Genomic DNA, 20,787 nt, shown 5'->3' with positions numbered 1-20,787 from the left:
GGGAGGCGTATTGATGCTGGAATTCCTAGAGATTTTAAGTCGTGGATTTGGCGGATCCCTTCGCCCAGAGAACCGCCTCTGGCGAATCACCGAATATGCGTTGATTGCAATATTTTTGACAAGTATCGCCAGTTTTGTTGCTTATTTTACTCTATTATAGGCACAAAAGTCAGAGTTGTCCGCCCGACCTTGCAACGATAAATATTCCACATTTCGCTACGAACTAGGCTCAAGCCGGGTTTTCTTGTTTGCAATGCGTCTCAGCCCTCTTGCTTCGCCTCTTTGGCCGAGCGCGCCTCGGACGGCGACCAGCAGCGATGGTGAGAAACGCGGCAATCGCCGCCGTCAGCATCGCGGCGTGGAACCCGCCGGCATAGGCACTCAGCCGCCATATTGCGCCGACGTCACCGCTTCCAGCCAGTCGACATGGACACCGTCGATCGCCTCCTGCATGGCGATATGCGTCATCGTCGATTTCGACGCCGCGCCGTGCCAGTGCTTTTCGCCAGGCGCAAAGGAAATAACGTCTCCGGCCCTGATCTCCTGGACCGGTTTGCCCCATGTCTGGGCAAGCCCGGCGCCCACGGTAATGTAAAGCGTCTGGCCAAGCGGATGCGTGTGCCAGTGGGTGCGCGCGCCCGGCTCGAAGCTGACCAGCGTGGCCCGCAGCTGCGCCGGCGCCTCTTTCTCGATGATCGGCGTCTGCAGCACCCGGCCGGTGAAGTATTTTTCTGGCGCTATGATGGTCGGCACGCTGCCGCAGGCAATGATCTTCATGGTCGGTGGTCCTTGAAACGGAGGGCGATAGGCCGCCCATTCCAGTTTCGGCCGATATCAGCCAACGTGCAACAGCTTCCGGCTGCCAACTCCAGCGTCCGGTCGGCGCGTGTCCGCGGCAGAGCGCCGGATTTCTATTTTTCTTGCCCTGCCTGCAAACAAGTGGGACGATGGCTTTGGGCAGGTGGCGCTTGAAAAGAACCCCGCCCGCGACGGTCGAACAGGCCGGCCGCCGCTCAGGACCGATTGACCAAGCCTGAACCATGCATGCCAGTCGGTCCTACGGGAAACGCCTGAGTGGAGGTCAGTCATGGGTACTCGCGCCGGAGAACGACGCACGGGACCGAAATGCATTGCCATAGTCGGTCCCTTTGCAAGCGGTAAGACGACACTTCTCGAAGCCATCTTGGCCCGTACGGGCTCAATTCCCCGACAAAATCCCGTTTCATCAGGCAATACCGTTTCAGATCATTCGCCCGAGGCGCGCGCCCATGCCATGAGCGTCGAGGCGACAATCGCCACCACCGAATTCATGGGCGAGCAGATCACTTTCGTCGATTGTCCCGGCTCCATCGAATTCTCCTTCGAGGCCGAACCGGTACTGGCCGCCTGCGACCTCGCCGTGGTCGTTGCCGAGGCCGATGAAAAGAAGATCCCTGCCCTGCAGCTGATCATGCGCAAGCTCGACGATCTCGGCGTGCCGCGCATCCTGTTTCTCAACAAAGTCGACAAGGCAATCGCCGGCGTGCGCGACACGCTGAAGATGCTGCAGCCGGCAAGTTCGGTGCCGTTGCTACTGCGCCAGATTCCGCTGCGCAAGGACGGCGTCGTTATCGGTTCGATCGATCTGGCGCTGGAGCGTGCCTACATCTATCGCGAATATGCCGAGAGCGAGGTGGCTCAGATACCGGGCGACGACAAGGCGCGCGAGCTTGAGGCGCGCTTCTCCATGCTGGAGACGCTGGCCGACCATGACGACCAGTTGATGGAACAGTTGCTCGAAGAGATCGAGCCGCCCAAGGACGCCGTCTTCGACGACCTTGCCGCCGATCTGCGCGACGGCGCGGTGACGCCGGTGCTGATCGGCACCGCCGAGAAAGGCAATGGCGTGCTGCGCCTCTTGAAGGCGATCCGTCACGACGCGCCCGACATCGAGGCGACCCGCAAGCGGCTCGGCGCAGCCGACGGCGCGGCCACCGTGGTCCAGGTAATCAAGACCATCCACACGCCGCATGGCGGCAAACTGTCGGTGTCGCGTATCCTCTCCGGCCAGGTCGTCGACGGCTCCGAACTCTGGCTGCCCGGCGGCGATACGGCCAAGGTCTCCGGCATCTACCGGATGCTTGGCAAGGACCAGGTTAAGCTCACCATCGCCAAGGCCGGCGACACGGTGGCGCTGGGCAAGCTGGAAGAGGTCAAGACCGGCCAGACGCTGAGTTCGGCCAAGGGCGGCATCAAGCCGCTGCTTGAGTTCGAGCCGCCGCAGCCGGTCTTCGCCTTCGCGTTGCGCCCCAAGGAGCGCAAGGACGAAGTGAAGATGTCGGCCGCCATCCAGCGGCTGGCCGAGGAAGACCCTTCGCTCAGTCTGCGCCACAACCAGGACTCGGCCGAGACCGTGCTGTCGGGCCATGGCGAGATGCATTTGCGCGTCGTGCGCGAACGGCTGGAGGGCAAGAACCAGATACCGGTCGAAGGCCATGCGCCCGCGGTGCCCTATCGCGAGACGATCCGCAAACCGGCGCAGCAGCGCGGCCGTCACAAGAAGCAGTCCGGCGGCCATGGCCAGTTCGGTGATGTGGTGATCGAGATCAAGCCGCTGCCGCGCGGCTCCGGCTTCCAGTTCACCGATACCATCACCGGCGGCGTCGTGCCGAAGACCTACATCCAGTCGGTCGAAACCGGCGTGCGCGACTATCTGAAGTCCGGGCCGCTCGGCTTTCCCGTGGTCGATGTCGCCGTCAACCTGTCGGACGGCTCGTATCACGCGGTCGATTCCTCCGACATGGCCTTCCAGATGGCGGCCAGGCTGGCGATGAAAGAAGGCATGGCCGCCTGCTCGCCGGTGCTGCTGGAACCGGTGATGAAGGTCGAGATCGTCACGCCGTCCGACGCCACCTCGAAGATCATCGCGCTCATCCCGCAGCGGCGCGGCCAGATCCTCGGCTATGACGCGCGGCCTGACTGGCCGGGATGGGATGTCGTCGAGGCGACCATGCCGCAAGCCGAGATCGGCGACCTGATCATCGAACTGCGCTCCGCGACGGCGGGCGTTGCCAGCTACCGCGCCGTCTTCGACCACATGGCCGAACTCACCGGCCGCCTGGCCGACGACGCGATGAACACCAACGGCAAGGCTGCCTGACCCGTAGCACCATCACACGCCCCTCGAACCCGGTTCGAGGGGCAGAAAAGAAAACGACGCCCGGCGGGGACCGGGCGTCGTTTTGTTTGCGGACCGTTTCCTTGGGAGGTAAAACGGCAGGTCCGCCGCATTTGGTTCCGCCGAACTTCGGCGGAGAAACGGTTCGGACGCGGTAGCCGCCTGAGCCCGGGCCGTACGAGTGATGCCCCCATCTCCCGTCCGAACCACACCGCGTCCTATGATCTACTTAGCAGGTCGCGGGCGTCGGCGATATGTTACCCGAGGTTACATGTCACTGTTACGTGGCAATTCTGATGGATTTTTTGGCCGCCCCAGCAGGGCACAGGCAACAAAAAAGCCGGATCAACGAAGATCCGGCTGAGTTTGATTGGAAGTGCCTGTTAAGGCTAACCTCCAGAGGGGAACACTCGAGGGCGCTAATGGGAGGAGAACGCGCCCAGGAGATGATCTATATATGTGCTCATCATGCCCAAGAAACAAGCATCTATTTTGCAACACACGCATGCAAAAAGGCGCAGGCTGTGGTCTAACCCATTCCAGGACCCAATAGGACCAGCAAAATCGTCAAAATGGAGCGCTGAACTGGGCGATTGCCACTACAGAATCGCCAATCGTCGCTGGTTTTCGGCTCGAAATGCCAAAACTGCGCAATGACGTGGAAGCGGGCAGCAGGCGTTCATTTCTAAGGCAATAAGGCAGGAAGCAGCCAATGCGGACATTTTCGGCGATCGCCGGCAGTGCGGCCTTCTTCATCGCAGCCCCCGGCGTGGTTGCCGGCCTGGTGCCCTGGCTGTTGACCGATCGCTGGAGCTTGCCGTGGTCGAGCCTGCCGGGCTTTGTCCCTGTTGGCGGGCTCCTGATCGTCGCCGCGATCGCCGCACTCCTGCATGCCTTCGGCCGCTTTGCCCTCGAAGGCCTGGGCACGCCCGCTCCGGTCGCGCCGACCGAGAGACTGGTGATCGGCGGCATCTACCGCCATGTCCGCAACCCGATGTATGTCGCCGTGCTGTCGATCATTCTTGGCCAGGCGCTGCTATTCTCCAGCTGGACGCTGGTCGCCTACGCCGTCATCGGAGCGATCGCCATGGGCTCCTTCGTGCGGTTCTACGAGGAGCCGACATTGGCCCATCGCTACGGCGCCGAATACGAGACCTACCGTCGCAACGTCCCGGGCTGGCTGCCTCGCCTGACGCCCTGGCGGGGCTGAAGCAGCGCCGCCGCAGGGATATGTTGAGGTTCAGTCAGGCCGCATCACCTGAATATCGATATGCCCCTTAAAACGACCAGCTACGGGCCTTGGCAATGATGAAGTCCCGAAAGACGTGCAGCTTGGCCTGGTTCTTCATCGCGTCGGGATAGGCGAAATAGGTGTCGAAGGACGGCACTTCGGTTTCCGGCAGCAACTGCACCAGGTCGGAATCCTTGCTGATCACGTAATCGGGCAACATGGCGATGCCGGCACCGCCCTGCACCGCGCGCTTGATCGACAATATGTCGTTGATCTGCAGCGTCGGCACCCTTTTTCCGCCTTCGAAATCGCCGACCGTTTCCAGCCAGTTCAGCTCCGACAGATGCGCGGGCACGGGCACGCCGAAGGTGACGATGCGATGGGCCTTCAGCTCGGCGACCGAAGCCGGCTTGCCGTGCTTGGCGACATAGGAAGGCGCCGCGTAGAGGTGGAAATGCACGGTGAACAGGCGGCGCTGGATCAGGTCCGGCTGCTGGGGCTGGCGTAGACGGATGGCGCAATCGGCCTGGCGCATGGTGAGGTCGAGTTCCTCGTTGGCGAGGATCAGTTGCAGGCTGATTTCGGGGTAAAGCTCGATGAACTCCTGCACCCGCTCGGTCAGCCAGCCGGCGCCCAGACCCACCGTCGTCGTCACCCTGAGCACGCCGGAGGGGCGGTCCTTGGTCTCGGTCAGCCGTGACTTGATGGTCTCCAGCTTCATCAGCACGTCATGCGCCGTGCGGAACAGCATTTCGCCCTGTTCGGTCAGCACCAGCCCGCGGGCATGGCGGTTGAACAGCGGCACGCCGACATCATGCTCGAGCGCGCTGACCTGCCGCGAGATCGCCGATTGCGACAGATGCAGTGTCTCGGCCGCATGGGTAAACGACCCCGCTTCCGCCGCAGCGTGAAAGACGCGAAGCTTGTCCCAGTCCAACGCCATGATTCCCCTCGTTCTGTTTGGCGTCTGAATGAAAAATCAGGCTTTTACACGGCGTTTCTAAGCCGCTTTCTGAACTCTCTACTCGGCCGCTTCGCGGTGCACTTCGATACCGGCCAGATATTTCTCCGCCTCGAGTGCGGCCATGCAGCCTAGCCCCGCCGCCGTCACCGCCTGGCGATAGATGTCGTCGGTGACATCGCCGGCCGCGAACACGCCGGGCACGTCGGTGCGGGTCGAATCCGGCGCCGTCCACAGATAGCCGTTCGGCTTCTGCTTCAGCTTGCCCGCAAACAGTTCGACCGCCGGTGCGTGACCGATCGCCACGAACACGCCGTCGACCTTGAGGTGCGTTTCCTGGCCGGTCACCGCATGCTTGAGCTTCAGCCCTTCGACCGAAGGCGGCAGTGGCGTCTTGCCGGGACGGCCGGTGATCTCGTCGACGATCGTGTCCCAGATGACGCGGACATTGTCCTTCTTCAGGAGCCGCTCGCGCAGGATGCGTTCGGCGCGGAAATCGCTGCGCCGATGGATGACCGTCACGCTCTTGGCGAGGTTCGACAGATAGAGCGCCTCCTCCACCGCCGAATTGCCGCCGCCAATCACCGCGACATCCTTGCCGCGATAGAAGAAACCATCGCAGGTGGCGCAGGCCGAGACGCCAAAACCCATGAAGGTCTGTTCGGTCGGGATGCCCAGCCACTTGGCCTGCGCGCCGGTGGCGATGATCAGCGCGTCGGCGGTGTAGGTGGTGCCGGAATCGCCCTTGGCGCGGAACGGCCGTACGTTGAGATCGACCTCGGTGATGATGTCGTTGATGATGTCGGTGCCGACATGCTCGGCCTGCTTCAGCATCTGCTCCATCAGCCACGGACCCTGGATAGGGTCGGCGAAGCCGGGATAGTTCTCGACATCGGTGGTGATCATCAGCTGGCCGCCTTGCTGCAGGCCAGCGACCAGCATCGGCTTCAGCATGGCGCGGGCGGCGTAGACCGCCGCCGTATAGCCGGCCGGGCCGGATCCGATGATGAGAACGGGCGCGTGCTTGGTGGTCATCTAAAGCCTCTGTGGAGGGCTGCCGGCAATTACGGCATGGAAAACTCGTCGCTATCGCGCGTAATGTAAGTGTTGCCCACGACGCCAGCAAGGCAAGTTGGCGTTCGTCCCCGGAAAGCTTTGTCGCACCCTACCCCCGCTTGATCCCGAAAAATTCCGGGCGAGGGATGGAATGGACAGCGAAGTCGTTTAATTACAAAATCACGCAAGATTCTTGCGCGTTGCCGCTGACTTCTCGAGAGCCCTCATGCCGCTCAAGGCCGACCTCGACGCCATCGACTGGAAGATCCTGCGCGAACTGCAGGGCGACGGCCGCATGACCAATGTCGAACTGTCGAACCGCGTCGGCATTTCGGCGCCGCCATGTCTGCGCCGCGTCAAGCGGCTGGAGGAAGCCGGAATCATCCGTGGCTACCGCGCCTTGCTCAACGCGCCGGCGCTCGGTCTCGATGTCGTCGCCTTCTGCCTGATCGGCCTTCATCACCAGGCCGACGCCGAGCTGCGCATCTTTGCCGAGCGCACCCGAGGTTGGCCGATCGTGCGCGACGCCTGGATGGTGTCGGGCGAATCCGATTTCCTGCTGCATTGCGTGGCGAGCGACCTCGGCGCCTTCCAGACCTTCGTCATCGAGGAACTGACCTCTGCCCCCAATGTCGACACGGTGCGCACCGCGCTCACCATCCGCCGGGTCAAGGACGAAGGGCTGGTCTCGTTCGCACAGGCTTGAGCCGGTCGAACGGCGATGCGAATTCTCGGCTTCGCCACACCAGGGCCGCTTTGGCGTTCGATAGCCTCTCGTGTAGAAAGCCGGATCGTTTTGCCGTGCCCGCTCTGGTGGGTTTCCTGGAGCAATTCCGGGAAAAATGTGTAACGGTTTCCGTCCGGGATTGCTAAAAAAGAGATGGCGCAACCAGCGCAAATTCCGAGAACAGGGTGCCGCGGGGTGAGATCATGACTCGATTTGCTAGCCCCGTTTCGGCGCTCATCATCTGCATGAACGAAGCCGACATGATCGGTCAGTGCCTGGAAAGCGTCGACTTCTGCGCCGAGATCGTCGTCGTCGATTCAGGTTCGACGGACAGCACCCTGGATGTCGTTCAGGAGTTCGTCGCCAAGGGCTACCCAATAAGGCTGTTTCACAACGATTGGCCCGGTTTTCCGCGCCAGCGGCAATTCGCGCTCGATCAGGCCACGCAACCATGGTGCCTTTCGATTGAAGCCGACGAGGCCATCGACGATCTGCTCAGGCGGTCGATCATGGACGTGACGCAGCCTCGCAATAATGCCTTCGACGGGTGGTACGTAAGACGCCGCGACAAGCTGAAGGGCTATGGCTATGCGCACCGCTGGGTGCTGCACAACAGGCTGCTGCGCCTTTTCCGCCGTGACAAGGCCACCATGGACCTCAACTTGCGGGTCCATGAATCATTCGAGGTGCCGGGCAAAACCGGCACGATTGAAAATGGCGTGGTGCTGCACCGCCGCGAAATGACTATCGCCGAGGACCTTGCCAGGGCCAACACCTATTCCAGCCTCAAGGTTGCCACGCTGGTCGAACGGGGCAAGAAGCCCGGCCTGATAAAACTGGTGCTGTCGCCGCTCGGCAACTTCCTGAAGTTCTACCTGGCTAAGCGCTACTTCCTGTGCGGCCGGCACGGCTTCGTCTATTCGATGATGGTGATGGTGTATTCGTTCGCCACCGAGGCCAAGCTTTATGAGGCTTGGCGAGACAACGATCCGGTGTGAGCCATCACGGCTCGCCCGACACGGCGCCAAGTGCCGCTATCGCGGCGAGCAGGCGGCCGAAATCCTCGCGGTCGCGCCAGGGCCTGACCGTAAAGCCCGGTTGAACAGCCGCCTGCCCGTCGACCAGCCAGCCCTGCGAGAGGCCGGCGCGCTGTCCCGCCTCCATGTCGGCCTTCTTGTCGCCGACGATCAGCGAACGCTGCAGATCGAGCTCGAGCCGTTTGGCCGCCTCCAGCAGCATGCCCGGATTGGGCTTGCGCATCGGATGATCGGCGATCGCAAGCGGGCGGGAGCCCGCTTCGTGATAGGCGCAGGCGAGGACCATATCCACCGATGCGTTGTCGGCGCGCAGCAGGTCGAGCACGCGGCCATTGACGGCGGCGAAATCGCCCCAGCCGTAATAGCCGCGCGCGATGCCCGACTGGTTGGTGACGATGATGACGGGAATGCCGGCGCGGTTGGCGGCGGCGATCACCTCGGCGATATCCTCGCGCAGCATCATTTCGGCCGGATCATCGGGATAGCCGGTATCGACATTGATGGTGCCGTCGCGGTCGAGGAACAGCGCCGGCGTGCCAGCCGGAAACACCGTCCGGCCGATCCGCTCGACCCATAGGCCGGGCTCCGCCAGCGGATAGCGGCGGCCAGACGTCGTGGGGTCAGCCATCGCTGAGGCGCGCTTCGACCACCTCGCACAGATGATGATAGAGGCACAGATGCCCCTGCTGGATGATCGGCGTCGAGGTCGACGGCACGTTGAGCAAGATGTCCGTCAGCGGCTTCAGCTTGCCGCCGGTGTCGCCGGTCAGGCTGATCACCGTCATGTCCATCATCCGCGCCTGTTCGGCCGCGGCGAGGATGCTCGGCGAATTGCCGCTGGTCGAGATCGCCAAAAGCACGCCGCCGGCCGAGCCATGCGCCTCGACCTGGCGTGAAAACACGGTATCGAAACCATAGTCATTGCCCCAGGCAGTCAGCACAGCTGCGTTGGCCGGCAGCGCGATGACATTGTAGGCCTTGCGCTCCTTCAGGAAGCGGCCGACCAGTTCACCGGCGATGTGGATGGCGTCGCTCGCCGAGCCGCCATTGCCGGCAATCAGCAAGGCCTTCTCCGACGAAAGCGCCGTCACCACGGCGCTCACCGCCCGCTCCATCTCGCCGGTCAGGTCGCGCTCGACCATGGCGGAAATCGCTGCCGCCGAGCGGACCAGGTAATCGTTCAAGTCGGACATGAAAACCTCAGTTTGTCGCGCCGCCGGCACGCAATTTGCCAATGGTGCCGGTGGTGCTCTTGCCGGCGACGAGATCGACCAGCACGACGCGTCCGCCAGCCTTCTGCACCACATCGGCGCCAACCACGGTGTCGACCGTGTAATCGGCACCCTTGACCAGTATGTCGGGCAGCAAGGCCTCGATCAGCGCCAGCGGCGTATCTTCCTCGAACACCACAACCGCATCGACCGAGGCAAGGGCTGCGAGCACGCATGCGCGGTCGTGCTGGTCGTTGACCGGTCGCCCGGCGCCCTTCAGCCGCCGCACCGAGGCGTCGCTGTTGAGGCCAAGCACCAGCCGGTCGCACTGGCTGCGCGCCGCGTGCAAGAGACTGACATGGCCGGCATGCAGGATGTCGAAACAGCCATTGGTGAAGCCGACGCTGAGGCCCTCCTCCTTCCACGCCGCCACCATGCGCGCGGCCGATGTGGCATCGAGGATGGCGTCCTTGTGGGCGGTCGGCCCATGTGAGCGGAACAGCGCGCCGGTGAGTTCCTCGGCCGTCAGCCGGGCAGTGCCGCGTTTTCCGACCACGACGCCGCCGGCGGCATTGGCGATCGAAGCAGCCATGACGGTATCGGCGCCTACGGCCAACGCCAGCGCGAAGCTCGCGATCACCGTGTCGCCGGCGCCCGAAACGTCGAACACTTCGCGCGCCTGGGTGGCGATGTGGCGCGCCTCGGTCGGGCCGACCACGCTCATGCCCTTTTCGCTGCGCGTCGCGACGACGAAGTCGAAGCCGTGCGCCGAAATCAGCTGGCGCGCTGCAGCCACAATCTCGTCATCGGCGAACACCGCATGGCCGACGGCCTCGCCAAGCTCCTTGCGGTTGGGGGTGATGGCGGTCGCCCCGGCATAGCGCGCATAGTCGCGGCCCTTCGGGTCGACCAGCACCGGCTTTCCTGCCTCGCGGCAGATGGCGATCAGGTCGGCGGCGACACCGTCGAGCAGGATGCCCTTGCCGTAGTCGGACAGGATGACGATGTCGGCGCGCGTCAGCGCGGCGCGGAAATGCCTGATCAGACCGGCGCGCTCCGCAGCACCGAGCGGCTTGATCTCCTCTTCATCGAAGCGCAGCACCTGCTGGTTGAGCGCGCTGAAACGGCTCTTCGACGAGGTCATGCGGCCGCGCTCTTGCGCGAGGCCCGCCGTGTCGGCGCCAAGTTCCCGCAGCATGCGCACCAGGCTGTCGCCTGCCACATCGGTGCCGATCACCGAGACGGGAACAGCGGTAGCACCGAGCGAAACGATGTTGGCCACGACATTGCCGGCGCCGCCCATCGTCGAGGTCTCGCCGCGCCCGTGCAGCACTGGGATCGGCGCTTCCGGCGAGATCCGCTCGATGACGCCGTTGACGAAACGATCGAGGATGAAGTCGCCGACCACCAGCACGGTAGCCTGGCCGAACCGCGCAATGGCGCGGTGCAGGGGTTCGGGGGAAGGCGGATTGTGCTTGATCATGTCATCTGCGGCGCGCGGGAAAAGTCGATCTCAGATAGGTTACCTTGCTCGATTTACGAGGCCGGTCGTTCATGGCGAAGCCGATATACCGCAAATCCGTGCAGCGCAACGGCAAGGCATGGCCGCGACGGCCCGGTCAGCTCTTCTGCAAGGCGACATGGACGCCCAGCCCCACCAGCACCGCGCCGCCAGCCCGCTGCATCAGCCGCTGGGCACGGCTCGAACGCCGCAAGCGGCCAATCACGGCACCCGCCAGGAACACGCAGACGACATCGGCCGAAGAAAACATCAGATTGACGATCGTGCCCAGCACGACGAACTGCAGCCAGACCGGAAATGCCGCCGAGGCATCGATGAACTGTGGCAGGAACGCCATGAAGAAGATCGCCGTCTTGGGGTTGAGCACCTCGACGGTGATGCTCTCGAAAAAGGCACGTCGTGCCGATTTGCGCTCGATCGCCGGCAGCGCCACATCGCCCTCCACGCGCTTGCGAAACAGCGAGACGCCGAGCCAGATCAGATAGAGCGCGCCGACCAGCTTGACCGCCATGTAGAGCGTCGGCACGGCGTGAAACAGCACCGACAGCCCGGCGGCGGCGGCGAAAACATGCACATAGCCGCCCAGATGGATGCCAAGTGCCGCCGTCAGCCCGGACCAGCGGCCGCGCGCCATCGTCTGCGCGGCGGCATAGAGCATGGCCGGGCCCGGAATATAGGCGAAGATCGCCGTGGTGGCGAAGAACGCCAGGAGCAGTTCGGTCGACGGCATTATTGGTCCCTCACGATCATGCCTCTGTCCTGTCGGTTCAGTCCGCTCGCGGGATGGCTTTGGACCGACCCGTGCGGACAGCCGCGATAAAAGCGGACATGATTTTCTTATGGAATGATGGGCTGAATGCGCCGATGCGCGCACCCGGTTCGAAATAGGCTGACGTTTCTAGGATATCGTGGTTGTACTCATCGACGATGACCCAAAGAGGGATAGGGTCGAGGCCTGCGCGGCGGCGTTCAATTTCCGGGATGCTGGCGGCAATGCGATCGCGGCCCGGCTGCGTGGAAGTGATTGCAAGGATGAAGAGATTCGTACCGCCGGCTTTCCCAGGAAGGACGGCCACGAAGGCGACAGGCCGTGTCTTGCGGCCTTCGGTCTCGCCGTCTCCGTGTTGGCGATACCACAGATATGGATATCTCCAGACGTCGGCGGCGATGGGTCTAATCACCATCCAACTCCACCATGTATTCTTCAAGCATCTCGACATGTTCGGGTGGGGCGTCTTTGGTCGCGTAGACGCGGCGGCTATCGTTGACGAAGCGAGCTTCGTAGGTCTCTATGCTCATCAGGACGTATCTCGGCTTGTTGTGACGAGTGATGGAGACAGGCTGCTGGCTGGCTGCCGCGAGCACGTCTCCAAGATTCTGTTTCAGATCGGTCGATGGATAGCGCTTCATAGGCCACTCCGTTTTACACATAATAGACAAAATAGACAAAACAGACAAGCATAAGAAATGGCGATCGGGCGACCACTGCCTGCTTTATCGACAGCCCACCCTGCCTCCCTTATAAGGGCCGGAATCGGCAAGTGAAACGCGTATCAGGGCCAGCAACATGATCATCGTCACGGGCGGCGCCGGCATGATCGGCTCCAACATCGTCGCCGCACTGAATGCCGAAGGCCATGACGACATCCTTGTCGTCGACGACCTCACCGACGGCCACAAAACAGCCAATCTCGCCGACTTGCAGATCGCCGACTATCTCGACAAGGACGATTTCCTGCCCCGCATGGAGGCAGGTTCGCTCGGCCGCATCGAGGCCGTCTTCCACCAGGGCGCCTGCTCCACCACCACCGAGTGGAACGGCAAATTCATGATGGAGGTGAATTACGCCTTCTCGAAACGGCTGCTGCATGCAAGCCAGGTGCTGCGCGTGCCTTTCCTCTACGCCTCCTCGGCTTCCGTCTATGGCGGCGGCTCGGAGTTTCGCGAGGACCCGGCGCTCGAGCGGCCGCTCAACGTCTACGCCTATTCCAAGAAGCTGTTCGACGACTATGTCAGGCGAACGGTGTTCGATACCGACCACTCCCAGGTCGCAGGTTTGCGCTATTTCAACGTTTACGGCCCGCGCGAGGCGCACAAGGGAGCCATGGCTTCGGTCGCCTTCCATCTGTTCAACCAGGTCGAACGCGGCGAGAACCCGAAACTGTTCGGCGCCTATGACGGCTTCGGGCCTGGCGAACAAAGCCGCGATTTCATCCATGTCGGCGATGTCGCCGACGTCAATATGTGGCTGTGGAAGCGCGGCTCAAGCGGCATCTTCAATTGCGGCACCGGCCGCGCCCAGCCCTTCCGCGCCATCGCCGAAACGGTGATCGATACGCTGGGCAAGGGTGACATCGAGTTCATCGAATTCCCCGACCACCTCAAGGGCAGCTACCAGAGCTTTACGCAAGCTGATATGTCCCATTTGCGCACGGTCGGCTATAATGGCCAATTCCGGACAGTGGAAACCGGTGTCAGAGACTATGTCGAATGGCTGAAAGCCCAACGATCCTCGTGATCGGCCCACGCTGGGTGGGCGACATGGTGATGGCGCAGTGCCTGTTTTCGGCGCTGAAGGAGCTGCATCCCAACGCTGCCATCGATGTGCTGGCGCCGGCCTGGGCCGCGCCGCTGGTCAAGCGCATGCCCGAAATCCGCCAGCAGATCGACTTTCCGCTCAAACCCGGCGCTCTGGAATTCACCCATCGCCGCCGCTTCGGCCGCTTGCTGCGCGGCCGCTACGACGTGGCCTACATCCTGCCAGGAAGCTGGAAATCGGCGCTGATCCCGTTCTTTGCCGGCATTCCGCGCCGTGTCGGTCATCTGCGCGAAATGCGCTATGGCCTGTTGACCGACATCGTAGCGCTGCCCGACAGCATCAAACGACGCACCGCGCAGGCTTATTTCGGCCTCGCCCAGGGCGGCAGCTTCCGGGCGCCACGGCTGACCGTGGACACGAAAAACCAGGTTGATCTGCTCGACCGTTTCGGCCTGGCGCCGCAAAAATTCGCGGCACTGATGCCCGGCGCCGAATTCGGCCCGGCCAAGCGCTGGCCGAGCGAAAGCTATGCCGGTCTTGCCCGCGATTTCATGGACAAAGGCTTGAAGGTCGCGCTGTTCGGCTCGAAGAACGACCGCGACGTGACGGCGGAGATCGCAGCACTTGCCCCTGGCATCGTCGACCTCGCCGGGCAGACGCGGCTGGAGGACGCCATTGATCTGATCGCTGCCGCAAGGCTCGCGGTGTCCAACGACAGCGGGCTGATGCATGTCGCCGCTGCCGTCGGCACGCCGATCGTGGCCGTCTATGGCTCGACCTCGCCTGAGAACACGCCGCCGCTGGCCGAACATCGGGAGCTGGTCTGGCTTGGCCTGTCGTGCTCGCCATGCCACCAGAAAATCTGCCCGCTCGGCCACCTCAACTGCCTGAAGACGCTTGAAGTCGGCCAGGTCGCGGCGGCGGCGGGCCGCCTGCTGGAAATCCCGGCCGCGGCATGAAGGTGCTGATCGTCAAGACATCGTCGATGGGCGATGTCATCCACACCTTTCCGGCCGTCGAGGATGCCAGCCGCAACCGACCGGACGTGACCTTCGACTGGTGCGTCGAAGAGGCGTTCGCCGGCATCGTGGCGTTGCACCCGGCGATCGACAGAATTCACACGGTCGCCATCCGGCGCTGGCGCAAGACGCTGTTCGACGGCGCCACCTGGCGCGAAGCGGCCGGCTTGCGCCGCACCTTGCGCGATTGCCGCTACGACCTGGTCATCGATGCGCAAGGCCTGCTGAAATCGGCCCTGGTGGCAAGACAGGCGGGCTCGCCGATTGCCGGTTTCGACCGCTCCAGTGCGCGCGAACCTTCAGCGACGCTGCTCTACGACGTCACCTATGCCGTGCCACGCGACCTGCACGCCATCGAACGGACGCGACGGCTGTTCGGCCTGGCGCTCGGCTATCAGCCCGATCTTTCGACGCTGGCCTCCGGCATTGTGCCGCCGGCCGGCACTCTGGCCGGCATCGCCGGGAAAACCGCCTTCCTGCTGCACGGCACCAGCCGCGAAGACAAGAAATGGCCCATCCAGGATTGGATCGAAACCTGCCGCCTCGTTGTGGATCGCGGCATGACGCCGGTCACCACCTGGTCGAACGACCGCGAAAAAGCCGTGGCCGAAGCGATCGCCAGCGCTGTTCCGTCAACTGTCGTGGTGCCCAAATCACCGCTGGGCGAGATCGCCGCCATCTTGGGCCGCTCGACGCTCGTCATCGGCGCCGACACCGGGCTGACCCACCTCGCCAGCGCCTTCGGCCTGCCGACAGTTGCGGTGTTCCTGGCGACCGAGCCAGGCCTCACCGGCCCACGCGGACCCTATGCATCGACGCTTTTGGCGGTACGTGGAGGGCGTGTTGCGCCGACTGATGTGATGACGGAGGCTGACAGGCTGCTGGCCCTTAGGTCACAAGCGCCGGCATAGAACCTTTCAGAATTCGTTCTGGGGCATACTTAAAGTACGCACCGGAAGCGCAGAAAACCGCGCTAGTCGGCCGCCAGAGTAGAATTATCAAAGGTCCTAGATGAACTGCACCTGGACGATCTCGTAACCCCTTGCGCCACCAGGCGCGTTGACCTCGATGGCGTCGCCGACTTCCTTGCCGATCAGCGCGCGGGCGATCGGCGAGGAGATCGAGATGCGGCCGGACTTCACGTCCGCTTCCTGGTCGCCGACGATCCGGTAGGTCTTCTTTTCCTCGGTGTCCTCGTCGACCAGCACCACGGTGGCGCCGAACTTGACCTTGTCGCCGCTGAGCTTGCTCACGTCGATCACCTCGGCGCGCGCGATATAATCTTCAAGCTCGTTTACACGGCCCTCATTGAGGCTCTGCGCCTCTTTGGCAGCATGATATTCGGCATTCTCGGACAGGTCGCCATGCGAGCGCGCTTCGGAGATCGCCTCGATGATGCGCGGCCGCTCTTCCTGCTGGCGCCAGCGCAGTTCTTCCTTCAATGACGCGAACCCCTCGCCTGTCATCGGGACCTTGTTCATGATGCCTGCCTTTCCTGCTGCCACCCCCGCGTTTCGGGGGAAGCCTTGTCGATGGGTACAAAAAGAAAACGGTCCGACAGCCTCGGGCTAACGGAACCGTGTCACCGCAATTTCCCCGAATATAGCAATCTTCGCGGGTTTTTCACGCCCAAAAATCGGTTTTGCAAAAATCATCCCCGCTTTCATCAGTCGGGGGCGGCCAATGAGAGTGAGGGGTAACAAAAAAGCGGCCGCGATCGCTCACGGCCGCTTCGAATAGCCCTGGGCCCTGTTCAACTCCGCATGAAATGGTCGATCTGCTCAGCCAGCATGCCGTATTCGCGCGAGCCCTTGCCGGTCCGCTTCTCGATCTCCATCAACTGCTGCTGCGCGCCAGCGAGATCGCCGATCTGCAGATGCGCTTCACCGAGATATTCGCGCACCAGCGTGTAGTTGGGATCGATGCGCAGCGCTTCTTCGTAATAGCCGAGGCCGACGGTGACGCGGCCGGAATGGCGGTGCGAATAGCCGAGATAGTTGAGGATGCGCGGATCCTGCTTGTTGGCGGCGAGGCTGAGCACGGCGATCGCCTCGTTATAACGCCCGGCCATCGCCAGGTCGTGCCCGGCATAGTAGATGCTGTCGTCGTCCAGCATGCCTTCCTGGGGCGCGACGCACTTCTTCTTCTGCTTGTCCCAGACCATGCCCTTCTTGCATTGGGTAGTCGTATTAGTGTCGCCACCGCTGCCGGCGGCGAACACCGGAACGGCAAGGAACTGCAGTGCGACAAGGGCAGTCGCCGCCTGGATCAGCATTCTTTTATGCATCGAAGCCTCCTTGAGGGGTGAGAATGCCACACTAACGCCGGGCGGCTTACGTTTCATCCCGTAAAAATGCGTGCCGGAGAACATCAGGTGACGGATGCCGCAAATCCGCTATCATCGGCCAGGATTTCGGCACTTGGGAGACTGCTCGTGCAGCGGCGGCTTGAAAAGGACTGGGAGCTTTCGATCGGACCCGACACCGTGCGCCTGTTCATCCTCAAGGCCAAGGCGCTGAGCGCCGCCGTCAACGAAGACTATGCCGACGGCGCGGAGCACGAGGTCGAACTCGATGGCGAGTCCCATGCCAGCCATCACCATGACGGCCTTGCCGAGGAAAGCTCCGAGAATCTCACCGAGGAAGAGCTGCGCGAGCTGATCAACGACCTGAATGTCGATGAAGCAGCCGAACTGATCGCGCTGGCCTGGGTCGGTCGTGGCGACTACGACGCCACCGAATGGGCGGACGCGCTTGCCACGGCGCGCGAACGCGCCAACAAGCGCACCGCAAAATACCTGCTTGGCATGCCGCTGCTTGCCGACTGGCTGGAAGAAGGCCTGGAAGCGATCGGCGCGTAACGACGTGGTTACCGTTCGTGATGCGGCCAAGGCAACCTCCCGCCGTCAGCGCCGTTGAGGGCCATGGGGTCGATTGTCATTTCCCGAACAGGCAGGATTGCGTTGATCATGGCCGTCACGGCTCTGCTGGTGATGCCGGCCGACGCCCGACATCGCCATCGTCGTCACAAGCCGCTGACGCCGCGGGTGGAGCAGCCGCTGACACCGCGGGCCGACCAGCCTCTGACACCGCGGGGTGGACAGCGCCTGAAATCGCGGGGCAAACGGCAGCACACACCGAAGCAGACACAGCAGAAAACGCAGGAACAGCTGCCCTCGCCTGCCGGTATTCCGGTGCCCAGGCCCGGTATTCCGGTGCCCGGGCCCGGTATTCCGGTACCCGGGCCACGCCCGGCGGACGCTCCGAAGGCCGACGCTGCAAAGACGGACGAGCAGAAGACGGAAGGTCCAGAGACAACCGGAGCACCCGACCGGTTCAATGAAGAAAAATCTCATCAGAAAAAGCAGGCACGCCCCGAGCCGTCGACCTCGGAACCGTCAGCCGATACGCAAAGCGAGCCTGAGCCGCCGGCAGTTGCGCCGACGCCGACACCGAAACCTGACATCGAAGAAGAGCCCGAGGTTGAGCCTCCGATCGTCGTCCCGCAGCCGCCGCAAAAGCCCGCCGATGCAGGCGACAACAAGATGCTGCCCGATCCACGCTCGGCTGACCGGCCCGACGGGAAAATGCCCGCCGAGGAAGTCGCCTGCCGCGAACGGCTGAAGACGCTTGGCGTCGAATTCGAGGAGCACAAGGCGGAAAGCAATCCCGAAATCGGCTGCTCGATCCCTTACCCGATCGTGCTCAAGACACTCGGCAAGTCGATCGCCATCGCGCCGGGCACCGAGCTCAATTGCCCGATGGCCGAGGTGGCCGCGCGTTTTGCGGCAAATGTCATCCAGCCGGCCGCGAAAGCCGATTTCGGCGCCGATCTGAAATCGATCAGCCAGGCATCGGCCTTTGTCTGCCGGCCACGCAATGGCACACGAAAACTGTCGGAACATGCCTTCGGCAACGCGCTCGATATCGCCGGCTTCACGCTATCGGACGGCAAGAAGATCGAGGTCGGCCCGGCGCCGCCGGAGCAGGACGCCAAATTCCTCACCGCCGTGCGCAAGGCCGCCTGCGGGCCGTTCAAGACCGTGCTTGGACCGGGCGCCGATTCCGATCATTCCTTGCATTTTCATCTCGATCTCGAACCGCGCCGGCATGGCGGGACGTTTTGCCAGTGAGCGTGGTTGGCCGGGACCGCGTGCCGCAATTCGGCCGCAGGCATGAACGCGGGCGCTGAGTTTTCCTTTACCCTTGATCGTTAAAATGCCGGAGATCTGGGAATAGGATTCCGCCGATGGCCGGGACATTTCGCGCCGCCGCGATGGTTGTGCCCTTATCAAAACGCGCTGCGATGGTGGTCGCCGGCCTTGCCCTTGCGGCGCTTTCGGCCTGCAACACCGGCAGCGTGCTGTCGCTAGAACCGGCTGTCGACGTCGGCTCCCAGACGGCGGCCGTGCCGCAATACGCAGGCATGCAGAAGCTTGTTCCATCCAACCCCTACATGACGCAGGCCGCCTATCCGCGCATGGATGAACCGATGTCGCCGGTCGAGCAGATGCCTGCCAGCGAAACCGATTGCCGTCAGCAATTGAAGCGCCTCGACGTTGCCTTCACCGACCTGGCGCCGATCCACGAAGGCCAGTGCGGCATCGACTATCCGGTCAAGGTTTCGGCCATCGGCAACATCCAGATGAAGCCCGCCGCGACGCTGACCTGCGACATGGCCGCCACCTTTGCCGGCTGGACGAAGAACGAACTCGTTCCCTCCGCCCGCTGGCGCTATTTCTCCGGCGTCAAGACCATCCACCAGGGCTCCAGCTATTCCTGCCGCAGGATTGCCGGCGAAGGCGTGTTGTCGGAGCATGGCAAAGGCAATGCGCTCGACGTCATGAGCATCGAGCTCAACAATGGCGACGACATCGACGTGCGCAAGCCCGGCCTGTTCGCCTTCCGCACCCGCGGCTTCCTCAACAATGTGCGCGCCGACGGCTGCCAGTATTTCACCACCGTGCTTGGCCCCGGCTATAATTACGACCACCGCAACCATTTCCATTTCGACATTAAGAACCGCAAGAACGGTTATCGCGCCTGCCGCTAGGTCGATGCTGGGTGCCCTTTGCCGAAGTGCCACGACACCGCCTAAAGTGATGCCGGAACGTTTGAGCGGCATTCATGAGCCAACGAAGCCTTCGGCGACGCGTCACGATCTGGGTGGCGGCCTTCCTGGCCGCCTATCTGGCGCTCGCCTATCTCGCAGCACCCGAATTCTGGACATTCCGCGATCGCGGCTTTCGCACCCAACGCTTCGAGATGGTGACGCACACGCCGCAAGGCATTCCCGGCGACCCCATCAATGTCGGCCTTGTCGGCACGCAGAAGGAGGTGGTCCATGCCTTCGCCGTCGCCGGCTGGGACACCGCCGACGCCGTGACCCTGAAGACCGCGGTCGAGATCGGTGAAAGCGTGCTGTTCGACCATCCCTATCCAGATGCGCCGGTCAGCCGGCTGCTGTTCGACGGCCACGCCCAGGATCTCGCTTTCGAAAAGCCGGAGGGCCTCAGCGCCGACCGGCGTCATCATGTCCGCTTCTGGCAGACCGGTGCGACCGGCGATGACGGCCGGCCGCTGTGGCTGGGCTCGGCCAGCTTCGATCGCGGCGTTGGCCTCAGCCACGACACCGGCGCTGTCACCCACCATATCGGCCCCGACATCGACGCCGAACGCGATTTCCTGATGCGCGATCTGGCTACCGCCGGCACGCTGATTTCGACCGGCGACATTGCAGGCATTGGCGCAACGACCACCGGACGCAATGGCGGCGGCGACCCTTATTTCACCGATGGCGAGGCGATTGTCGGCGTGCTCAAACAGTAGATCGCGCGGGCCCTGCAAGCTGAGACGATCCGGCGGTTTCAAAAGGGAGGTTCTGATGTTCGACGCGGAAAGTGTGGTGGATAGCTACTGCAAGGCCTGGTTCGACCCGGAGCCTGAAGAGCGTCGCCGGCTGTTGCTCGCCTCATTCGAACCGGAAGGCACATACATCGATCCGACGGTGCATATCTCCGGAGCCGAGGCGCTGCTCCATCATATCGATCAGGTCGTGAAAGCCCGTCCGGGCTTCTGGCTCGAACGAACGACCTCGGTCGATGTCCATCATGACTTCCTGCGTTTTGGCTGGGTGCAGAGAGGCGAAAACGGATTTCGAGGTGCCGACAGCATGGATATGTGCCGCGTTTCCAAGCAGGGAAAGCTGTCGCTGGTCGTGGGCTTTTTCGGACCCTTCAGACCAATGCCAAATCCCTGACGGTCCCTCACCGTCGCTGATGCCGCCTGACCGAAATACCGGTCATTTCTCAAAAAACACGCCGGACTA

General features: G+C 62.9%; 24 protein-coding genes. 13 read left to right on the top strand and 11 right to left on the bottom strand.

Going from position 1 to position 20,787, the window contains the following annotated elements:
• The first annotated feature begins 13 nt into the window (after positions 1 to 13).
• The gene (locus tag NKJ06_RS05080; RefSeq protein WP_352627692.1) at positions 14 to 160 is read left to right on the top strand and encodes a hypothetical protein; all 147 of its coding nucleotides are present in this window, start codon (positions 14 to 16) and stop codon (positions 158 to 160) included.
• A 221-nt stretch (positions 161 to 381) separates the two neighbouring features.
• Here the strand turns inward: NKJ06_RS05080 and NKJ06_RS05075 are convergent, their stop codons facing one another.
• Positions 382 to 777 (bottom strand): (R)-mandelonitrile lyase, encoded by a 396-nt coding sequence (locus NKJ06_RS05075; protein WP_352627691.1) that lies wholly within the window; start codon positions 775 to 777, stop codon positions 382 to 384.
• 310 nt (positions 778 to 1,087) lie between these two features.
• On the opposite strand from NKJ06_RS05075, the gene NKJ06_RS05070 reads away from it, so the two are divergent.
• Both NKJ06_RS05070 and NKJ06_RS05065 read left to right on the top strand, forming a co-directional pair.
• A complete protein-coding gene (locus NKJ06_RS05070; RefSeq protein ID WP_352627690.1) occupies positions 1,088 to 3,139 on the top strand; it encodes an elongation factor G in 2,052 nt (683 codons plus the stop codon).
• 730 nt (positions 3,140 to 3,869) lie between these two features.
• Entirely contained in the window at positions 3,870 to 4,367 is a 498-nt protein-coding gene (locus NKJ06_RS05065; RefSeq protein ID WP_352627689.1) for a methyltransferase family protein, read from the top strand.
• A 67-nt stretch (positions 4,368 to 4,434) separates the two neighbouring features.
• Here the strand turns inward: NKJ06_RS05065 and NKJ06_RS05060 are convergent, their stop codons facing one another.
• Together NKJ06_RS05060 and trxB are read right to left on the bottom strand one after the other, a co-directional pair.
• Complete coding sequence (locus tag NKJ06_RS05060) at positions 4,435 to 5,331, bottom strand: LysR family transcriptional regulator (RefSeq protein WP_352627688.1); 897 nt, start codon at positions 5,329 to 5,331, stop codon at positions 4,435 to 4,437.
• Between the two features lie 78 nt (positions 5,332 to 5,409).
• Positions 5,410 to 6,384, bottom strand: a complete 975-nt coding sequence (trxB, locus tag NKJ06_RS05055) for a thioredoxin-disulfide reductase (protein WP_352657065.1) — start codon at positions 6,382 to 6,384, stop codon at positions 5,410 to 5,412.
• A gap of 247 nt (positions 6,385 to 6,631) precedes the next feature.
• Between trxB and NKJ06_RS05050 the strand changes: the two genes are divergently transcribed.
• Both NKJ06_RS05050 and NKJ06_RS05045 read left to right on the top strand, forming a co-directional pair.
• Entirely contained in the window at positions 6,632 to 7,111 is a 480-nt protein-coding gene (locus tag NKJ06_RS05050; RefSeq protein WP_352627686.1) for an Lrp/AsnC family transcriptional regulator, read from the top strand.
• A 224-nt stretch (positions 7,112 to 7,335) separates the two neighbouring features.
• Positions 7,336 to 8,130, top strand: a complete 795-nt coding sequence (locus NKJ06_RS05045; RefSeq protein ID WP_352627685.1) for a glycosyltransferase family 2 protein — start codon at positions 7,336 to 7,338, stop codon at positions 8,128 to 8,130.
• A gap of 4 nt (positions 8,131 to 8,134) precedes the next feature.
• On the opposite strand, the gene NKJ06_RS05040 is transcribed toward NKJ06_RS05045, so the two are convergent.
• The 6 genes from NKJ06_RS05040 to NKJ06_RS05015 form a co-directional block, all read right to left on the bottom strand.
• Complete coding sequence (locus NKJ06_RS05040) at positions 8,135 to 8,797, bottom strand: D-glycero-alpha-D-manno-heptose-1,7-bisphosphate 7-phosphatase (protein WP_352627684.1); 663 nt, start codon at positions 8,795 to 8,797, stop codon at positions 8,135 to 8,137.
• Positions 8,790 to 9,362, bottom strand: coding sequence for a D-sedoheptulose-7-phosphate isomerase (locus NKJ06_RS05035; RefSeq protein WP_352627683.1), 573 nt, complete (start codon positions 9,360 to 9,362; stop codon positions 8,790 to 8,792). Before NKJ06_RS05035 ends, NKJ06_RS05040 begins: the two co-directional genes overlap by 8 nt.
• A gap of 7 nt (positions 9,363 to 9,369) precedes the next feature.
• Complete coding sequence (gene rfaE1, locus NKJ06_RS05030) at positions 9,370 to 10,863, bottom strand: D-glycero-beta-D-manno-heptose-7-phosphate kinase (RefSeq protein WP_352627682.1); 1,494 nt, start codon at positions 10,861 to 10,863, stop codon at positions 9,370 to 9,372.
• Between the two features lie 136 nt (positions 10,864 to 10,999).
• The gene (locus tag NKJ06_RS05025) at positions 11,000 to 11,632 is read right to left on the bottom strand and encodes a LysE family translocator (RefSeq protein WP_352627681.1); all 633 of its coding nucleotides are present in this window, start codon (positions 11,630 to 11,632) and stop codon (positions 11,000 to 11,002) included.
• Between the two features lie 37 nt (positions 11,633 to 11,669).
• The gene (locus NKJ06_RS05020) at positions 11,670 to 12,086 is read right to left on the bottom strand and encodes a hypothetical protein (RefSeq protein WP_352627680.1); all 417 of its coding nucleotides are present in this window, start codon (positions 12,084 to 12,086) and stop codon (positions 11,670 to 11,672) included.
• Entirely contained in the window at positions 12,076 to 12,312 is a 237-nt protein-coding gene (locus NKJ06_RS05015; RefSeq protein ID WP_352627679.1) for a type II toxin-antitoxin system Phd/YefM family antitoxin, read from the bottom strand. The genes NKJ06_RS05020 and NKJ06_RS05015 overlap by 11 nt, the downstream gene beginning before the upstream one ends.
• Before the next feature lie 157 nt (positions 12,313 to 12,469).
• Between NKJ06_RS05015 and rfaD the strand changes: the two genes are divergently transcribed.
• Genes rfaD through waaC form a run of 3 tightly spaced genes read left to right on the top strand, consistent with a single transcriptional unit; the run spans position 12,470 to position 15,371 of the window.
• Positions 12,470 to 13,420: an ADP-glyceromanno-heptose 6-epimerase gene (gene rfaD, locus NKJ06_RS05010; protein ID WP_352627678.1), complete on the top strand. Its 951-nt coding sequence runs from the start codon at positions 12,470 to 12,472 to the stop codon at positions 13,418 to 13,420.
• A complete protein-coding gene (gene waaF / locus NKJ06_RS05005) occupies positions 13,393 to 14,400 on the top strand; it encodes a lipopolysaccharide heptosyltransferase II (protein WP_352627677.1) in 1,008 nt (335 codons plus the stop codon). The genes rfaD and waaF overlap by 28 nt, the downstream gene beginning before the upstream one ends.
• A complete protein-coding gene (gene waaC / locus NKJ06_RS05000; RefSeq protein WP_352627676.1) occupies positions 14,397 to 15,371 on the top strand; it encodes a lipopolysaccharide heptosyltransferase I in 975 nt (324 codons plus the stop codon). Before waaF ends, waaC begins: the two co-directional genes overlap by 4 nt.
• A 96-nt stretch (positions 15,372 to 15,467) precedes the next feature.
• On the opposite strand, the gene greA is transcribed toward waaC, so the two are convergent.
• Together greA and NKJ06_RS04990 are read right to left on the bottom strand one after the other, a co-directional pair.
• Positions 15,468 to 15,941, bottom strand: a complete 474-nt coding sequence (greA, locus tag NKJ06_RS04995) for a transcription elongation factor GreA (RefSeq protein WP_095090920.1) — start codon at positions 15,939 to 15,941, stop codon at positions 15,468 to 15,470.
• Positions 15,942 to 16,213: 272 nt separating this feature from the next.
• Positions 16,214 to 16,747: a tetratricopeptide repeat protein gene (locus NKJ06_RS04990; protein WP_352627675.1), complete on the bottom strand. Its 534-nt coding sequence runs from the start codon at positions 16,745 to 16,747 to the stop codon at positions 16,214 to 16,216.
• Between the two features lie 147 nt (positions 16,748 to 16,894).
• Here NKJ06_RS04990 and NKJ06_RS04985 point away from each other — a divergent pair, with 147 nt between their 5' ends.
• From NKJ06_RS04985 to NKJ06_RS04965, 5 genes are all read left to right on the top strand, one after another.
• Positions 16,895 to 17,320, top strand: a complete 426-nt coding sequence (locus NKJ06_RS04985; protein WP_352627720.1) for a DUF3775 domain-containing protein — start codon at positions 16,895 to 16,897, stop codon at positions 17,318 to 17,320.
• Between the two features lie 186 nt (positions 17,321 to 17,506).
• Entirely contained in the window at positions 17,507 to 18,592 is a 1,086-nt protein-coding gene (locus NKJ06_RS04980; protein ID WP_352627719.1) for an extensin-like domain-containing protein, read from the top strand.
• 116 nt (positions 18,593 to 18,708) lie between these two features.
• Positions 18,709 to 19,512, top strand: coding sequence for an extensin-like domain-containing protein (locus NKJ06_RS04975; protein WP_352627674.1), 804 nt, complete (start codon positions 18,709 to 18,711; stop codon positions 19,510 to 19,512).
• 74 nt (positions 19,513 to 19,586) lie between these two features.
• Positions 19,587 to 20,288 (top strand): LssY C-terminal domain-containing protein, encoded by a 702-nt coding sequence (locus NKJ06_RS04970; protein WP_352627673.1) that lies wholly within the window; start codon positions 19,587 to 19,589, stop codon positions 20,286 to 20,288.
• 55 nt (positions 20,289 to 20,343) lie between these two features.
• The gene (locus NKJ06_RS04965; protein WP_352627672.1) at positions 20,344 to 20,718 is read left to right on the top strand and encodes a hypothetical protein; all 375 of its coding nucleotides are present in this window, start codon (positions 20,344 to 20,346) and stop codon (positions 20,716 to 20,718) included.
• Positions 20,719 to 20,787: the final 69 nt, after the last annotated feature.

It is taken from the genome of Mesorhizobium sp. M0293, assembly GCF_040321735.1.
Lineage (GTDB): Bacteria > Pseudomonadota > Alphaproteobacteria > Rhizobiales > Rhizobiaceae > Mesorhizobium.
Note: the sequence above shows the minus strand (reverse complement) of the source record. Positions and strands in the feature narration are given on the sequence as shown.

Bases quoted from the DNA above. Each gene is read 5' to 3' on its own strand.
- NKJ06_RS05080 (WP_352627692.1), top strand. From the start codon at position 14: ATGCTGGAATTCCTAGAGATTTTAAGTCGTGGATTTGGCGGATCCCTT.
- NKJ06_RS05075 (WP_352627691.1), bottom strand. From the start codon at position 777: ATGAAGATCATTGCCTGCGGCAGCGTGCCGACCATCATAGCGCCAGAA.
- NKJ06_RS05070 (WP_352627690.1), top strand. From the start codon at position 1,088: ATGGGTACTCGCGCCGGAGAACGACGCACGGGACCGAAATGCATTGCC.
- NKJ06_RS05065 (WP_352627689.1), top strand. From the start codon at position 3,870: ATGCGGACATTTTCGGCGATCGCCGGCAGTGCGGCCTTCTTCATCGCA.
- NKJ06_RS05060 (WP_352627688.1), bottom strand. From the start codon at position 5,331: ATGGCGTTGGACTGGGACAAGCTTCGCGTCTTTCACGCTGCGGCGGAA.
- trxB (WP_352657065.1), bottom strand. From the start codon at position 6,384: ATGACCACCAAGCACGCGCCCGTTCTCATCATCGGATCCGGCCCGGCC.
- NKJ06_RS05050 (WP_352627686.1), top strand. From the start codon at position 6,632: ATGCCGCTCAAGGCCGACCTCGACGCCATCGACTGGAAGATCCTGCGC.
- NKJ06_RS05045 (WP_352627685.1), top strand. From the start codon at position 7,336: ATGACTCGATTTGCTAGCCCCGTTTCGGCGCTCATCATCTGCATGAAC.
- NKJ06_RS05040 (WP_352627684.1), bottom strand. From the start codon at position 8,797: ATGGCTGACCCCACGACGTCTGGCCGCCGCTATCCGCTGGCGGAGCCC.
- NKJ06_RS05035 (WP_352627683.1), bottom strand. From the start codon at position 9,362: ATGTCCGACTTGAACGATTACCTGGTCCGCTCGGCGGCAGCGATTTCC.
- rfaE1 (WP_352627682.1), bottom strand. From the start codon at position 10,863: ATGATCAAGCACAATCCGCCTTCCCCCGAACCCCTGCACCGCGCCATT.
- NKJ06_RS05025 (WP_352627681.1), bottom strand. From the start codon at position 11,632: ATGCCGTCGACCGAACTGCTCCTGGCGTTCTTCGCCACCACGGCGATC.
- NKJ06_RS05020 (WP_352627680.1), bottom strand. From the start codon at position 12,086: ATGGTGATTAGACCCATCGCCGCCGACGTCTGGAGATATCCATATCTG.
- NKJ06_RS05015 (WP_352627679.1), bottom strand. From the start codon at position 12,312: ATGAAGCGCTATCCATCGACCGATCTGAAACAGAATCTTGGAGACGTG.
- rfaD (WP_352627678.1), top strand. From the start codon at position 12,470: ATGATCATCGTCACGGGCGGCGCCGGCATGATCGGCTCCAACATCGTC.
- waaF (WP_352627677.1), top strand. From the start codon at position 13,393: ATGGCTGAAAGCCCAACGATCCTCGTGATCGGCCCACGCTGGGTGGGC.
- waaC (WP_352627676.1), top strand. From the start codon at position 14,397: ATGAAGGTGCTGATCGTCAAGACATCGTCGATGGGCGATGTCATCCAC.
- greA (WP_095090920.1), bottom strand. From the start codon at position 15,941: ATGAACAAGGTCCCGATGACAGGCGAGGGGTTCGCGTCATTGAAGGAA.
- NKJ06_RS04990 (WP_352627675.1), bottom strand. From the start codon at position 16,747: ATGCATAAAAGAATGCTGATCCAGGCGGCGACTGCCCTTGTCGCACTG.
- NKJ06_RS04975 (WP_352627674.1), top strand. From the start codon at position 18,709: ATGGCCGGGACATTTCGCGCCGCCGCGATGGTTGTGCCCTTATCAAAA.
- NKJ06_RS04970 (WP_352627673.1), top strand. From the start codon at position 19,587: ATGAGCCAACGAAGCCTTCGGCGACGCGTCACGATCTGGGTGGCGGCC.
- NKJ06_RS04965 (WP_352627672.1), top strand. From the start codon at position 20,344: ATGTTCGACGCGGAAAGTGTGGTGGATAGCTACTGCAAGGCCTGGTTC.